The organism is Nocardiopsis codii, from assembly GCF_036327455.1.
In the GTDB taxonomy this organism is placed as follows: Bacteria; Actinomycetota; Actinomycetes; order Streptosporangiales; family Streptosporangiaceae; genus Nocardiopsis; species Nocardiopsis codii.
In genome coordinates, this window is the sequence record NZ_JAUZMY010000002.1 from 301266 (window position 1) to 315329 (window position 14064).

Genomic DNA, 14064 nt, shown 5'->3' on the forward strand with positions numbered 1-14064 from the left:
CGGCCGCCCCGGCACAAGGGGCCTTCGGTCCGGTGTGCGGGACGGCGCCCGGCGAGGTGGGGGAAGCCCGGTGGGGGCGACGGCCATCAGTCATCGCCCCCGGGGGTTGCCGGTCGACCGGGGACGGCGTTTCACCGCCCCGGTCGGCCTCGGCCCTGGATCAACCAGCCTCGACGAATGCCTCGCGGAGGTAGTCGTGCACGGCCCGTTCGGGAACCCGGTAGGAACGCCCCACGCGGATCGCGGGGAGAACTCCCGAGTGCACCATTCGGTAAACGGTCATCTTGGACACACGCATGATCGTGGCGACTTCCGCCACGGTCAAGAACCTGACCTCTTCGAGAGGCGGTTTGCTACCGTTCATCTTCCGACGCCCTCATTCCCGGACGTGAGCATTGTCTACTCTTCAGCCCGGCGTGATGTACGGCGGTAGGGGCGACCCCGGTATGTGCCCGTCCCAACGCCACGCCAGCGTGTCACGCTGTCACTACTGACACGTCCGTTTTCAGGGTAGAGCCGAGTCCCCCGTCTGCGAAAGGTCGATTGTCCTGTCTTCGGGGATACACGTTGACGGCGGGACGGATGAGGTTTAACGGTGGGTATAAATGGTCGACCCCGGTCAGATCAGACCGGCTCTGGCGAGAACGTACTCGCGCAGAGGGGCATAGTCCTCGGTCAGATATCCGTCGTCCAGAGGCACGGTGACCAGTAGCTTTCCCTCGTGCTCGGCGAGGAAGAGGGCGGGGTCGTTGCAGTCCGCGAACCCCATCGTCGGCACCCCCGCCTCCCCAGCCGCACCCGCGAACCCGTGATCCGCGATGACCAACTGCGGCCATGCCTCACCCCGGTCCTCAAGGTCCCCGAGAATGGCACGCATGGCGAAGGGGTGATGGCTGTGACGCGCGAGGTGCCCGTCCGTAACGATCGCGACCTCGTCCTTCCAGACCACGGTTCGACGGTTGGGCGGCCGTTCCGTGGTCACTTCATACGAATATCCGCCCGCTGCGGTGACGACGGGGCAGCCGCGTGAGGCCAGCGCGTCCTTCCAGACCCGGTACGTCTCCCTGAGCTTGCTGGGGTGCCCGGTGGCGAACATGACCCGCTCCCGCCGCTCGGCGGCCAGCGCCATCCGGTCGCCCAGCGCCTCCAGGGCGTCCACGGTCAGGTCGGGGTCGATGGTGTCGATCCCCCACACGTACTCCTCGTCGCCCACGACCCCGCACCGCTTGCTCATCAGGGAGAGGACCTCGGAGAACGTCCAGTCGTTGGAGAACGTGAGGCCGAACTGGTGGTAGGGGTCCTTCTGTACGAGCCGCCGATAGTGCCGGAGATTGTTCTGACGGGGGGTGTCGACATGCCCGGCGATCCCCGTGCGAACCAGATAGGTGATGAGTTCAGCGCGTGTCGGCGGCGTCACCTGGCGTTCCCCTTCCTCGTCTGCGCAGCGAGCGTGCGCCGCGCCGCGATGCCACCACGACGCCGGCCCCTGTTCGCCCGGTATTCAACCTCTGTCCTACCCGTCTGAGGCGTACAACGCGCAATCCCCATGAATTCACCTCCGTACGCCCGGGCAACTCCGCCGCCCGGGGAACGGACCGGAATCGCGGCGCGCGGCCGGTCACGGGAAGGTCGTGGAAAGGGCGAGGGCGTACCGGAACCGTTCCGCGGGCCCGGAGCCGACCGGCGGGGGAACCGGTCGGAGCGTCTACAGGCTCGGGTCGATGCCGTGGCTGGGGAAGACGGCGGTACGGGTGGCGTGGATCGCGCGGTCCACCGGGTCACCGGGGTCGTACCCGTCCACGAAGGGCGCGAACGCCACCTCGCGCCCGTCGGTCATGTAGAGGGGGGCGAGCTCGCCGGTGCGCTCCCGCACGAAGTCGCGCCAGCCCTGCGGGGTCTCGGTGTCCGGGTCGATCGGGTGTCCGGCGGCCTCGGCCAGCAGGTGGGTCCAGGCGCGCGGGACCACGTGCACCAGCCCGTAGCCCCCGCCGCCGAAGAGCACCCACCGGCCGCCCGCCGTCTTCTGCGCGAGCTTGTGCAGCTCGGCGTAGGCGCGCCGCTGCCCGTCCACGCTGAGGGTGAGGTTGGCGAGCGGGTCCAGGGCGTGGGTGTCGCAGCCCTGCTGGGTCACGAGGATCTCCGGCTGGAACTCGTGCAGCAGGGGCGGGACGACGGCGTCGAAGGCACGGTGCCACCCGGTGTCCCCGGTCCCCGCGGGGAGGGCGACGTTGACCGCGTACCCCTCGGCGGCCGGTCCCCCGGTCTCGGACGCCTGCCCGGTGCCGGGGAACAGGGTCACCGGCGACTCGTGCAGGCTGATGGTGAGCACGCGCGGGTCGTTGTAGAAGGCGTTCTGGACACCGTCCCCGTGGTGGACGTCGACGTCCACGTAGGCGATGCGCTTGGCGCCCTGCTCCAGCAGCCAGGCGATGGCGATCGCGGGGTCGTTGTAGACGCAGAAGCCCCACGCGTTGTTGCGCATGGCGTGGTGCAGCCCGCCCGCGATGTTCGCGGCGTGCGCGGACTCCCCCGTCCACACGGCCTTCGCCGCGGCCACGGAAGCGCCCGTGATGAGGGCGGCGGCGTCGTGCATGTCGGGGAAGACGGGGTTGTCCGAGGTGCCGAGCAGGTGTTCCTCGTCGGGCTCCAGGGTGCGGCCGGCGCGCTTGACCGCCTCGATGTAGGCGGGGTCGTGCACCAGGGACAGGAGTTCGTCCGACGCCGGCTCGACGTCCAGGAGGCCGACCCCCGGCGTGTCCAGCACGCCGAGTTCACGGCTGAGGGCCATGGTCAGCTCGACCCGGATCGGCGCCATCGGGTGCTGCGGCCCGAAGTCGTAGGCGGTCAGTCCGTCATCCCATGCCACCCGAAGCGAGCAGGACGTGCGCCCTCCCATGTGGTGACCCCCGTTTCAGGTGTACGTGCTCCGAAGCACACAGTACGCAAAACCGGGTCCCGAACCGAACCCCGGGGCCCTGGTGACCGGCGGCGGACGGCCGGGCGGACCGCAGGGCCGGTGCCGGGACCCGCAGCCCGAGGAGGGGGCCGGGGGGCGCGGTCCGCGTCCCCGGCCCCCTCCCCTCCCGCCTACTCGGTGATGAAGTAGCAGGACTCGTGCAGGTCACCGGAGTCCAGGTCGATGTTGCCGTGCAGGGGCGCGGCGCTGAAGAGCCCTCCGTTGGAGGTGAGCAGGATCCGGTACTCGCCGGGGTCGAGTTCGACGCGCATGACGTCGCCGTTGTCGAAGCACGAGTTGCCGGTCGGGGGCGAACTGTAGGTCTCGCAGTCGTCGCACGCCTCGGTGATGATCTCGTCGTGCACCCTGTCCGGGCCGACGTAGAGGAACCGCATCTCGTACGGCGTGTTGTTGGTGATCTCCAGGACGGTCTTGTCGCTTCCCGAGCCGCCCGTGGCCTCCGGGGCGAACTCGACCTCGCCGATGCTGGTCAGGGTGTCCATCTCGGCCTCGATGCGACCGGCGCCGATGTGGACGACCATCGTCTCGACCTCGTCCGCCTCGTGCTCGGGGTACTCGTCGCCGAGCAGGGCGACCATGGCCTCGGCGGGCTCGAACCGGCCCGAGTCCACGTGTTCCCAGCCGCAGTTGAACGCCGCGTCCGGGCGCTCCGCGGCCAGGCGCTCGGTGATCTCCGGTGCGCCGTCCCAGGACAGGTCGTGGAACATGTCGATCTGGTCGAAGGCCGCGCACCAGTTCTCGGCGCCGTACTCGCTGGTGCCGGTCTCGTACAGTCCGGCGAGCGCGGCGGGCACGTCGCCCGCGGCCTCGGTGCCCTCGTAGTCCACCGGGATCACGCTGTAGACCCCGTGGGCCTGCCGCATGCTCTCGCTGTAGTCCTCGGTGACCTCGCCGTCGAACCCCTCCTCCGCGGTCGAGGCGAGGTCGGCCGCGTAGGAGAAGTGGATGTCCGCGATCTCACCGTCGGTGTCCTCCCAGCGGGAGGAGGCGTGGCCGAAGTAGGCGGAGTAGGAGTCGAGGGCCTGCTCGAAGTCGCCGGCGGCGACGTCTCCCTGGGCCCGCTCCAGCAGCGCGCACGCCTCGGCCCCCGCGCGGGCGCGGGACATGAGCGACGGGGAGAACGAGAGCTGGAAGAGGTTCTCGACGCTCCCGTAGGCGGCGACGGCCTCCGAGGGGCCGCACTCGCCCCGGGCGTGGGCGGCGTCGGCGACGCGCAGCCGCCACTCCCCCGCCTGCCACACGCCGACGAGGGAGACGACCAGGGCGAGTACGAGGCCGCCCGCGGCGAGGAGTGCCGTCGCGCTCCGGCCGGGCTGCTCGCCCCGGGTGAGCGCGCGCTCGTCGCGGGAGCGCCCGGCGAAGAGGCCGTGCACGGCGGCCGCCGCGAACCAGACGAGGAGGATCGGCGCCCAGAGCAGGAGGTTGTCGGCCGCGCCCAGGACGGCGGCGGTGATCAGGAGGCCGACGGTGATGCCGGCCGCGGCAGCGAAGAACGACCACTGGCGCAGGTAGGCGTACCCGGCACCGAATCCGGAGGCGTTGAGCAGGGAGGTGCGGACCGCGGACGGCGAGGACAGGAGCGGCATCCGGCTCGGCTTGGGGGGCGGCGGGCCGCCGAACCCGCCGGGGGGCATCCCACCGGGCGGCGGGCCTCCGGGAGGCATTCCACCGGGGGGCACCCCGCCCGGGGGCATCCCGCCGGGCGGCGGACCTCCGGGGTACGGCCCGCCCTGGGGAGGCCCGGAAGGCATGCCTCCCGTGTACGGGCCTCCGGCGGGGAAGCCGCCCGACGGGTGTCCGCCGGTGGGGAACCCCTGTCCGCCCGGTGCCTGTCCCTGCGCCGGCAGGAAGGAGGGGGCTCCGGACGGTCCGCCACCGGTGGGGTGTCCGCCCGGGTTCTGACCGCCGGTCGGGTGGTGCGGAGGTCCGCCGGGGGGCGGGCCTTCCGGGGGAGGTCCCCCGCCCGGCGGCTGGGAGGGGTCGAACGGGGGCGGGGGAGATGTCATGGAAGACCCTGGAGGCAGGAGAAAGGGGGATGACTCGCTCAGGCGAGACAGAAAAGGACGTGTGCGACCTCTCCTATGCACAGTACCCACGGACTATGACGTCCGCTTCGTACGGGAAGACCGTTTCCGGCCAACTCCCCGCCCCACGCGGCGGGCCTCCGCCCGAACCGCCCCCCACCGATCCCTCACGGTCCACGGCGGCTCGCGTGGCCCGCGGGCCACGGGAGCGCTCCGCCGCCCCGACCGCACCACCCTCCCCGGAGCCCACCCGACGTGCCGCACACGTCGGGTCTCACGCGCCGGGGCGGACACAGCGGGTCTCACGCCCTGGGCCTCACACGCCCGGCCTCACGCTCCGGGTCTCGCACATCAGGCCTCACACGCCGGGGGACAGGCCCCGCCGGCGGCACTGTCCGTCGCGACGGACGCCCCCGCCCGCGGCGGCCCCCCGCCGCTCCGGAGCGGAGTCGGCGACACCCCGCGCGGCACCCCGCGGGCTGACCGCCACCGCTGCCGGCGTGACCGGCTCCCTGCCCCTGACGGTCGTGTACCTGTGGCCGGTCTCGACACCCGACCCCGCTCCACGTCCACGGTCGCGGGGGGCGCCCGGTCGGCGCGCTAGCTTCCGGAGAGCGCGCTGCTCCGGTCGCGTGCCGCCTCGATGGCTTCCGTGAAGGCGGTCCGGACACCGTGCCGCTCCAGTTCGCGCAGCGCGGCGGCCGTGGTGCCGCCCGGCGAGGTCACCGCCTCGCGCAGTACCACCGGGTGCTCCCCCGAATCGTTGAGCATGGCTGCGGCGCCGGTGATGGTCTGTCCGACGAGCCGCTGCGCCGTGGCGCGCGGCATGCCCATGGCGACTCCGGCCTCGATCATCGTCTCCGCGATGAAGTAGAAGTACGCGGGGCCGCTGCCGGAGATGGCGGTGACGGTGTCCATGTGCTGCTCGCCGACCCGGATCACCTCGCCGACCGTGGCCAGGAGCGCCTCCGCGCGGTCCAGGTGGGCCCCCTCGGTGTGGGCTCCGCCCGCGACGGCGGTCATGCCCTGGCCCATCAGGGCGGGCGTGTTGGGCATCGCCCGGACGACGGGCGTCCCGGGGGGCAGGTGGTCCTCCAGCACGGCGGTGGTGATCCCGGCCGCGACCGAGATGATCAGCCGGTCCGAGTCCAGGTGGGGGGAGAGCGTGTCCAGCAGGGCCACCATGTCCTGGGGCTTGAGCGCGATCAGGAGAGTGTCGGCGCGCTTGGCGGCGTCCGTCGCGGGGACGACCTCGACCCGGTAGCGGCGGCGCAGCTCCTCCGCGTGCTCCTCGCGCGGCTCGGTGACGAGGACGTCCTCCGGCGCGTGGCCCCTGGCCAGCATCCCGGCGAGCAGCGCCTCGCCCATCTTCCCGGCACCGATGATCGCGATCATGAAGAGTCCTCTCTGCGGTTCGCCTCCACGCTAGCCGCCCCCGTGACCCCGGACGGACCGGCCGTCTCAGCCCGTGGACGGCGGCGCGACGGCGGGAGGACCGGCACGGTCCGGCCGCCCGGCCGGACCGTGCCGGTCCTCGACCGGGTCAGCTCTCGCCCGGGTCGACCGTCCCCTTGTCGTCGACCGTCCCGCCGCCGTCCACCGCGAAGCGGCGGGGCGGCGCCGAGGGCCTGCGGCGCAGCAGCGCGAGGCGTTCGCGGCGGTCGCGCGGGCGGCCGGACGCCGAGGACGTCTGGGCGAAGTGCAGGCGCGTGAAGGCCAGGGCCTCCGCCAGCTCGCGCATGCGCGCCTGGCGGTCGGCGGCCTTGCGCGTGCTGACCTCCAGGACCAGCTGCCCCCCGAAGCCGCCCTCGGCGAGGTACTCCAGGAGTTCACCGACCGGCTGGGTGCCGCGCCCGGGGATGAGGTGCTCGTCGAGGTTCTGGCCGCCGAAGCCGTCCGTCACGTGGACGTGCGAGAGGCGGCCGCCCAGCTGCTTGGCCATCTCCATGGCGTCGGAGCCGGACATGGCGGTGTGCGACAGGTCGAGCGTGACGTCGGGGTAGTCGCGGTCGAGCGGGTTCCAGCTCGGCGCGTAGGGCACGACCTCGCGGTCGCGGACCCGGACCGGGTACATGTTCTCCACCGCGAAGACGACGTCGGTCTCGTCCTGCATGCGGGCGATGCCGCTCTCGAACTCGCGGGCGTACTCGCGCTGCCAGCGGAAGGCGGGGTGGACGACGATGGTCCTGGCGCCCAGGGCCTCGGCCATCTCCTTGGAGCGGACGAGTTTGCCCCAGGGCTCCCTGCCCCACACACGCTGGGTGAGGACCAGGCAGGGCGAGTGGACGGCGGTGACGGGTATCTGGTGGTAGTCCGAGAGGCGCCGAAGGAGATCGATGTCCTGGCTGGCCGGATCGGAGGAGACGAGGACCTCGACCCCGTCGTACCCCAGCTTCGCCGCGATCTCGAAGGCGGCCGGGGTCTTCTCCGGGTAGACCGACGCCGACGACAGGACGACGGGTGCGTCTGGGACCTGGATAGGACTCACAGCACCCAGACTATGCGCTATCGCCCCCTTCGTGCGTTCCGCCCGGGTGAACGCGGCGTGCCGTGTCCCCCCGGCCTCCCGAGCACCTCCCGCCGCGGTCCGGTGCGCGCCCTCCCTCGCCGGGGCCCGGCGCAAGGGGACCTCCTGGTCGGGGCCGCCCCCGGACGGTGGCTAGTGTGCGGTGCATGATCCCCAGGGACGCGATCCCCAGCCCCAACATCTGGCGGAACCCGCAGACGTACGAGGTGGAGAACCGGGCGGTGGACCCGGACGGCGTGATCGGCGCGGCCATGGACCGCGTCCGCCCGGTGGACGACGCCCACGTGCTGGACGTCGGCTGCGGCACCGGCTTCCACCTGCCGGGGTTCGCGGCGCGGGCGCGCCGGGTCACCGGCGTGGAACCGCACCCGGGCCTGGCGGAGGCGGCCCGGGCCCGGGTACGGGACCTGGACCACGTCCGGGTCCTGGACGGAACGGCCCAGCGGCTGCCCGTCCCCGACTCCGTCGTCGAGGTGGCGCACGCCCGCTGGGCCTACTTCTTCGGTCCCGGGTGCGAGCCCGGCCTGGCGGAGCTCGACCGCGTGATGCGGCGGGGCGGGGTCGCGTTCGTGATCGACAACGACGCCACGCGCTCCACCTTCGGTTCCTGGTTCCGGCGTTCGCTGCCGTCGTACGACCCGTCCGCCGTGGAACGGTTCTGGTCGGCCCGCGGGTTCACCCGCGAGCCCCTGACGATGCGCTGGTCTTTCACCGACCGCCGCGACTTCGAGGCGGTGGTGCGGATCGAGTTCCCCGCCGCGCTGGCCGCGGAGATCGTGGGGTCCCATCCCGGACTGTCGGTGGACTACGCGGTCAACCTGTGGTGGCGGCGGTACTGAGCACCCGGTGCACGGGCGCGTTCGTGGCTCCGGGTCCGTCGCCCGGGGCTCGCGGGGCGGCCGTCAGCGTCTCTGGCGAGGCCCGACCCTGTGGTCACAGCCGTACCGCACCGGCGAGGTTGTAGTGGTTGACGTCCCGTTCGCGGACGTGGTCCCCGGAGTGCGGGGCGTCGATCATCCGGTCGCCGCCGAGGTAGATCGCGACGTGGTAGGCGTATCCACCATCGCTCCAGTAGAGGATGTCGCCCCGCTTCGCGTCCTCGTAGGAGACCTTGGTCCCCTCCTGGACCTGGTCCTCCGCGATGCGGGGAAGGCTGACCCCCGCCTGCCCGAACGACCACTGGACGAGGCCGGAGCAGTCGAACGCGTCGGGCCCGGTGCCGCCCCAGCCGTAGGGAGTGCCCCTCTGGGACTTGGCGGCGCGGATGGCCTTCTCGATGGTCGACGAGGACAGGGCCTGGTGGATCCGTTCCGGCCCTCCGGGGCTGGCGGCGACCTCCGCGCCTCCGGCCGACTGCGGGGACTGGGCGAGCGCGGGTGCGGCGCCGGACGCCAGGATCGCTGCGGCGACCGCCGCGACGGTGAGCGAGCGAGGTCCGCCACCCCGTGTGGAGTGGGCGGGCGAGGCCTGTCGCCCCGGGTCCGTAGGACGACAGGCCTGGCTTTGCTCGTGCTGTCGGGGTAGTCGCATGACGGTGGCACTCCACTCGTGTGAGTCGACTCGTCGAGGCGCCCACGCCGCTATGACGCGGAACTCTTCGCCTCGTCGCATCACCATTCGTCACACAGTCACCCGAAAATGTCACTCTCCGTAGCTCGATCGATTCCCAAGGACGGCAAAGCCTGCTTTACCTGAGGGGATATACCGGTCATCCGACCAGAATCCGGGCACCCCTCCCGTGGGCCTGCGACCCTCCGCTACAGAGCCGGCGAGGGCACCCCGACCGCGGCCTGGACGAAGTCCGCCGTGGCCTCCATGCCGAGCCGGTTCGGGTGCACCGGAGCCCCGTTCTCCGGGATCAGACCCTCGACCCAGCGGGTGCCGGAGGCCTTGCACACGTCCCGGCCGCGCTCCAGGACGTCCACGAACACCGCGCCGTGCGCCTCCGCCTCCTCCTTGATCACCGTGTTGAGCCTGGTCTGCGCCGCGTCGAGGAACGCGACGTCGCCACGGGCGATGGGCGTGCTCGGCCAGCAGCCCCCGCTCTCGGGCAGGATCTGGAGGTAGCCGACGCTGAGGACCGTCGCGTTGGGGCTGCGGTCCGCGATGTCGGCGTAGACCTGGGAGATCTCGCCCCGGAGCCCGTCGATCCGGACGTCGAGCTCGTCCCCGTAGTGGTTGGAGCAGGGGCTGCCCAGGGGGTTGCCGAGACTCTGCTTCGCGCACTCGATGAAGACCTCGGAGAATCCGAAGTCGTTGCCCGCGATACCGACCGTGACCAGGTCGGTCTCGGGACGCAGCGCGTCGAACTGCGGGAGCGTGTCGTTGAACTGCTGCTCGTAGAAGTGCTCCATCCGCGCGCCGGAACAGCTGGCGTCGGTGAGCTCGGCGACGCCGATCCTCTCGGCGAGCATCTTCGGGTAGTTGTTGGCCGACTGCATACAGCCGAGCAGGGGCACCCGGACGCCGGCCTGCTGCTCGCGGACCAGGGGGCCGGCGACGAACGAGTCGCCGAGCGCCACGTAGTGCTGGAAGGCGGCCGCCTCGACCGCCTCGGCCTCCTCCGCGGCGGCGGACGGCGGCGAGACCAGGGTCATGCCCAGGATGGCGGCGGCCGCGGGGACCAGGGCTCGCCGGAGCCACCGGAATCGGGGGATGGTGGGGTTTGCGTCGTTACGGGGCACGCGGGTGTTCCTCTCCATGGAGCGGGGGGCAGGGAGTAGTCGGACCCTTACAGATTCTTTAACACGACCTACCGGAAGTTACCCATAACTCGTAGGTAACTTTCGTGTGTCGCGAGAAATCCGTTCCGCCCCCGCCGGAGCTGTCCCCGGCAGCCGCTAGCGTGGCGACCATGGCAAAGGCAGCAAAAACCACGTTCCGGTGCGCCGAGTGCGGATGGAGCACCCTCAAGTGGGTGGGCCGCTGCGGCGAGTGCCAGGCCTGGGGCACGGTCGAGGAGGCCGGGGCCCCCGCCGCGGGCTTCGTGGCCGCCGCGCCCGTCACCTCCCGGGCCCGCCCCATCACCGAGATCAGCGTGGAGAGCGCCGAGGCCGTCCCCACCGGCGTCGGTGAACTCGACCGGGTCCTGGGCGGCGGCGCCGTCCCCGGCGGCGTGGTCCTGCTCGCCGGCGAGCCCGGTGTCGGCAAGTCCACCCTGCTCCTGGAGGTCGCGGCGATGCGGGCCGCGGACGGCCCGGTGCTGTACGTCACCGGCGAGGAGTCGGCCGGGCAGGTGCGGTTGCGCGCCGAACGGCTGGGAGCGCTGTCCGACAAGCTCTACCTCGCCGCCGAGACCTCCATCGCGTCCCTCGTCAGCCACGTGGAACAGGTCGGGCCGCGCCTGCTGATCGTGGACTCGGTGCAGACTATGGTCTCCCCCGACGCCTCCGGCGTCCCGGGCGGTGTCACGCAGATCCGCCAGGTGACCGGCGCCCTGATCCAGATCGCCAAGGAGCGCGGGATCGCCACCATCCTGGTCGGCCACGTCACCAAGGACGGGTCCATCGCGGGCCCCCGCATGCTGGAGCACCTGGTCGACGTGGTGCTGCACTTCGAGGGCGAGCGCCACTCCCAGCTGAGGCTGCTGCGCGCGATCAAGAACCGGTACGGCCCCACCGACGAGATCGGCTGCTTCGAGCTGACCGAGAGCGGGATCGTCGGCCTGCCCGACCCCAGCGGGCTGTTCCTCACCGAACGCACCGACCCGGTGCCGGGCACCTGTGTCACGGTCGCCATGGAGGGCAGGCGTCCGCTGATCACGGAGGTCCAGGCACTGGTCGCGCCCACCCCCCTGCCCGCCCCGCGCCGCGCCACGTCGGGCCTGGACACCTCCCGGGTCAACATGATCCTGGCGGTGCTGGAGAAGCGCACGGGTATGCGACTGGCCAACATGGACGTGTACGCGTCGACGGTCGGCGGCGTCAAGCTCACCGAGCCCGCCGTGGACCTGGCGCTGGCCATGGCCGCGGCCAGCTCCAGCAACGACGTCGCCCTGCCCGTCGATTTCATCGCGATCGGCGAGGTCGGTCTGGCCGGTGACGTGCGCACCGTCTCCGGTGTGCGGCGCAGGGTGGCGGAGGCGCAACGGCTCGGATTCACCGAGGCGATCGTGCCCAAGCACTTCGGCGACCCGATCCCGGGCATCCGCGTCCAGGAGGTGGAGGAGCTGAGCGAAGCCCTCCTGCGCGTCTCCAAGCGGTCGCGCCGGCCCCGGCAGGCACGCCTAGAAGTCGTAGACCGGGCCCTTGCCGCCCAGGAGGGCGCAGGAGTTCGCGAACTCCTCCTCGTAGGACTCGGAGCCCTCGGCGACGGCCACGACCGGGTCGTAGATCATCGGGCACGGGCCGTCCTCGCCCTTGGTCTGCGCGATCGACCCGGCCCCGGTGATGGCGGCGCAGGCCCTCTCGGCCTCGGGGTGGTTCCCGCCCGTGGGCCGGCACTCCAGGGTGACCTGCCGGGTCTCCCCCGAGGACAGGCTCCGGATGCTCAGGGTGTGGCTGGTCGCCACGGTGCGCTCCGTCTGGACGGCGTGCGCGGGCGCGGCGAACGCGAGGGACAGGGCGGCGGTGGCCACGAGGGCCAGGGCGGTGCGGTGCACGACTGCTCCCGGTGTGCGAATGATCAGAACACCACGCATCGTAACCATTCGATCACCAGAAGCGGCCGTGTTTGCCAAAACACGAGAGCCTTCTTACCCGACACTCCCAGTTCGCCCCGAAATCGCCGCATCCGGATGCGGGGCGGTCTCCCCGCCCCGCATCCGGGGGTCGAGAGGAGCGTGTCAGGCGAGCAGCGGGAGCAGGGACTCGAGCCAGCGGTCGGCGATCCTGCGGTCGCCGCTGCCGGACGGGTGCACCCCGTCGTAGGTGTCGGCGTCCGCGTCGAACCCCGTCCACTGGTCGACCACGAGGACCGGTGACTCCGCCGTGTCCTGCGCCTCGGCCCACGCGGGGATGGCGGCGTTGAGGTCCTCCACGCCCTGGCCGCACGTGGCGCAGCTGCGGTCGGAGTCCATCGGGATGATCTGGGCGACCAGGATGCGCATGCCGGGGTTCTGCGCCCGCATCTGGCCGACGAGCACGCCGTAGGCGTCCAGGACCGTCTCCGTGGGGACGCCGCTCCACACGTCGTTGGTGCCGAAGTGCATCAGCACCACGTCCGGCTCCGTCCGCGCGAGCCAGTCCACGAGAAGGCCGCGGGCAGCCACGTCGGTGACGAGGAAGCCGCCGTGGCCCTCGTTGTCGCCGTCGTACTCGAAGCCGCAGCCGTCGCCGGGCCGGGTCCCGACGAAGTCGGCGTCCGTGTGGCCCGCCTCCACCAGGTCGGCCCACAGCAGGGCCCTCCAGCATCCGGGCGAGCCCGTGATCGAGTCGCCCAGCGGCATGATCCGCACCGCGTCCCCCTCCGTCCGTGCCGTGTCCGCCGGGGCCGCCCCGGCGTCCGCCGAGGCCGGGGCGAGCGCGCCCGCGACCAGTGCCAGTGTGAGGCCGAGGCCTGCGCAGACGCGCCGGGCGGCCCGGGAGAGTCGTCGGTCCATACGGAAAACTCCTTGCTCTGTGCGGGACCCCGGGGAGAGCACTATGGGAGCGCTCCCAACCGCTCGCAGGGTACCTCCGCCCCGCTCGCACGGGAAGAGGGGTTCGCGGATCCGCCGGCGCGGGCCCCTCCGCCGGTGGACGCGCGCACACCGCCCGACGGCGGGACGCGCGCCCGTGGAACGCCCACGGACCCCTGGCACGGCTCGGGGGCCGGGAGCCGCGTGCTCCCGGCCCCCGAGGGCCCCTGCGTCCTTCTCCCGCGGCGTCGGCCGGGTCAGGCCTTGAGCTGGAACGGCAGCTGGGACTGGTTGCCGGCGTAGTCTCCGTGCAGGTTGGCCCGGTACCAGCCGGCCTGGGCCGTGGAACTGGTCTCGCGGCAGTCCGTGAAGGAGCGGTTCCGCTCCCAGTCGACCGTGAACTCGTGCGGGACGCCGCGGCTGAGCTGGCGCTCCTCGGTCCCGCCGTCCTCCAGGCAGTCCGCGGTGGAGTAGATGCGGTCGTCCCCGGAGTGGATCCGCACCTCCAGGGCGGCGCCGCCCACGTCCACGGTGCAGGTCTGCTCCGCGGTGTTGACCACGGTGATCTTGAACCCCGGGTTGGATCCGGCGCCGTAGACCTCCTGGTCCTTCTCCGCGAAATCGAACGTCACCACGACGTCCTGCGGGCGGCAGAGGTCCTCGGCCCGCTCGGGCGCGGCCACACCGCCGCCCTCGCCGCCGCCCTCACCGCCACCGGAGCCCTCGGACTCCTCGTCGCCGGGAGAGGGCGAGGCGCTCTCCTCCGCCCCCTCGGACTCCTCGGCCGTGGGTTCGCCGCTTTCGGCCGCGGAGGGGTCCTCGGGTGGGACACTGGGAGAAGCCGAGGCGTCGACCCCGGCTTCGGACCGGGTCGGTTCGCCGCTCTCCTCGCCCGAGGGACGGCAGGCGAACGCGATCACCGCGAACACCATCATGAACCCGATCAGGACGAAGGCACGCCGCTTCCAGTAGGTCTCGC

Annotated in this window: 12 protein-coding genes and 1 pseudogene; 2 read left to right on the plus strand and 11 right to left on the minus strand. The window is 72.0% G+C overall.

Annotated features, from left to right (window positions below; translation table 11 throughout):
* Positions 1–160 precede the first annotated feature (160 nt).
* The 6 genes from Q8791_RS03210 to Q8791_RS03235 all read right to left on the minus strand — a co-directional run bounded on the left by Q8791_RS03210 (position 161) and on the right by Q8791_RS03235 (position 7489).
* Entirely contained in the window at positions 161–364 is a 204-nt protein-coding gene (locus Q8791_RS03210) for a helix-turn-helix domain-containing protein (RefSeq protein ID WP_013155995.1), read from the minus strand.
* A 255-nt stretch (positions 365–619) separates the two neighbouring features.
* Positions 620–1417: a phosphatase gene (locus Q8791_RS03215; protein WP_330090025.1), complete on the minus strand. Its 798-nt coding sequence runs from the start codon at positions 1415–1417 to the stop codon at positions 620–622.
* Between the two features lie 288 nt (positions 1418–1705).
* Positions 1706–2866 carry an acetoin utilization protein AcuC gene (locus Q8791_RS03220; RefSeq protein ID WP_330090026.1) on the minus strand — a complete coding sequence of 387 codons (1161 nt, stop codon included), beginning with the start codon at positions 2864–2866 and terminating at the stop codon, positions 1706–1708.
* Positions 2867–3087: 221 nt separating this feature from the next.
* Positions 3088–4611 (minus strand): DUF1109 domain-containing protein, encoded by a 1524-nt coding sequence (locus Q8791_RS03225; protein WP_407941945.1) that lies wholly within the window; start codon positions 4609–4611, stop codon positions 3088–3090.
* 990 nt (positions 4612–5601) lie between these two features.
* A complete protein-coding gene (gene proC / locus Q8791_RS03230) occupies positions 5602–6396 on the minus strand; it encodes a pyrroline-5-carboxylate reductase (protein WP_330090028.1) in 795 nt (264 codons plus the stop codon).
* Positions 6397–6544: 148 nt separating this feature from the next.
* The gene (locus Q8791_RS03235; protein WP_330090029.1) at positions 6545–7489 is read right to left on the minus strand and encodes a sugar phosphate isomerase/epimerase family protein; all 945 of its coding nucleotides are present in this window, start codon (positions 7487–7489) and stop codon (positions 6545–6547) included.
* A 260-nt stretch (positions 7490–7749) separates the two neighbouring features.
* Between Q8791_RS03235 and Q8791_RS03240 the strand changes: the two genes are divergently transcribed.
* The gene (locus Q8791_RS03240; RefSeq protein WP_407941950.1) at positions 7750–8367 is read left to right on the plus strand and encodes a class I SAM-dependent methyltransferase; all 618 of its coding nucleotides are present in this window, start codon (positions 7750–7752) and stop codon (positions 8365–8367) included.
* A 94-nt stretch (positions 8368–8461) separates the two neighbouring features.
* Here the strand turns inward: Q8791_RS03240 and Q8791_RS03245 are convergent, their stop codons facing one another.
* A complete protein-coding gene (locus Q8791_RS03245; RefSeq protein WP_330090031.1) occupies positions 8462–9058 on the minus strand; it encodes a C40 family peptidase in 597 nt (198 codons plus the stop codon).
* Positions 9059–9285: 227 nt separating this feature from the next.
* Positions 9286–10212 (minus strand): SGNH/GDSL hydrolase family protein, encoded by a 927-nt coding sequence (locus Q8791_RS03250; protein WP_407941946.1) that lies wholly within the window; start codon positions 10210–10212, stop codon positions 9286–9288.
* 170 nt (positions 10213–10382) lie between these two features.
* Between Q8791_RS03250 and radA the strand changes: the two are divergent.
* Positions 10383–11750, plus strand: a pseudogene (gene radA / locus Q8791_RS03255) (DNA repair protein RadA); the annotation flags it as partial.
* 3 nt (positions 11751–11753) lie between these two features.
* Here the strand turns inward: radA and Q8791_RS03260 are convergent.
* From Q8791_RS03260 to Q8791_RS03270, 3 genes are all read right to left on the minus strand, one after another.
* Positions 11754–12176: an SSI family serine proteinase inhibitor gene (locus tag Q8791_RS03260; protein ID WP_330090145.1), complete on the minus strand. Its 423-nt coding sequence runs from the start codon at positions 12174–12176 to the stop codon at positions 11754–11756.
* 135 nt (positions 12177–12311) lie between these two features.
* The gene (locus Q8791_RS03265) at positions 12312–13067 is read right to left on the minus strand and encodes an SGNH/GDSL hydrolase family protein (protein WP_330090032.1); all 756 of its coding nucleotides are present in this window, start codon (positions 13065–13067) and stop codon (positions 12312–12314) included.
* Between the two features lie 275 nt (positions 13068–13342).
* Positions 13343–14020 carry a hypothetical protein gene (locus Q8791_RS03270; RefSeq protein ID WP_330090146.1) on the minus strand — a complete coding sequence of 226 codons (678 nt, stop codon included), beginning with the start codon at positions 14018–14020 and terminating at the stop codon, positions 13343–13345.
* Between the last annotated feature and the right edge of the window lie 44 nt (positions 14021–14064).

What these genes read in the sequence shown, in the direction of transcription:
- Q8791_RS03210 (WP_013155995.1), bottom strand. Translation starts at nt 364, where the DNA reads ATGAACGGTAGCAAACCGCCTCTCGAAGAGGTCAGGTTCTTGACCGTG.
- Q8791_RS03270 (WP_330090146.1), bottom strand. Translation starts at nt 14,020, where the DNA reads ATGATGGTGTTCGCGGTGATCGCGTTCGCCTGCCGTCCCTCGGGCGAG.
- Q8791_RS03260 (WP_330090145.1), bottom strand. Translation starts at nt 12,176, where the DNA reads ATGGTTACGATGCGTGGTGTTCTGATCATTCGCACACCGGGAGCAGTC.
- Q8791_RS03225 (WP_407941945.1), bottom strand. Translation starts at nt 4,611, where the DNA reads ATGCCCCCCGGCGGGTTCGGCGGCCCGCCGCCCCCCAAGCCGAGCCGG.
- proC (WP_330090028.1), bottom strand. Translation starts at nt 6,396, where the DNA reads ATGATCGCGATCATCGGTGCCGGGAAGATGGGCGAGGCGCTGCTCGCC.
- Q8791_RS03265 (WP_330090032.1), bottom strand. Translation starts at nt 13,067, where the DNA reads ATGGACCGACGACTCTCCCGGGCCGCCCGGCGCGTCTGCGCAGGCCTC.
- Q8791_RS03245 (WP_330090031.1), bottom strand. Translation starts at nt 9,058, where the DNA reads ATGCGACTACCCCGACAGCACGAGCAAAGCCAGGCCTGTCGTCCTACG.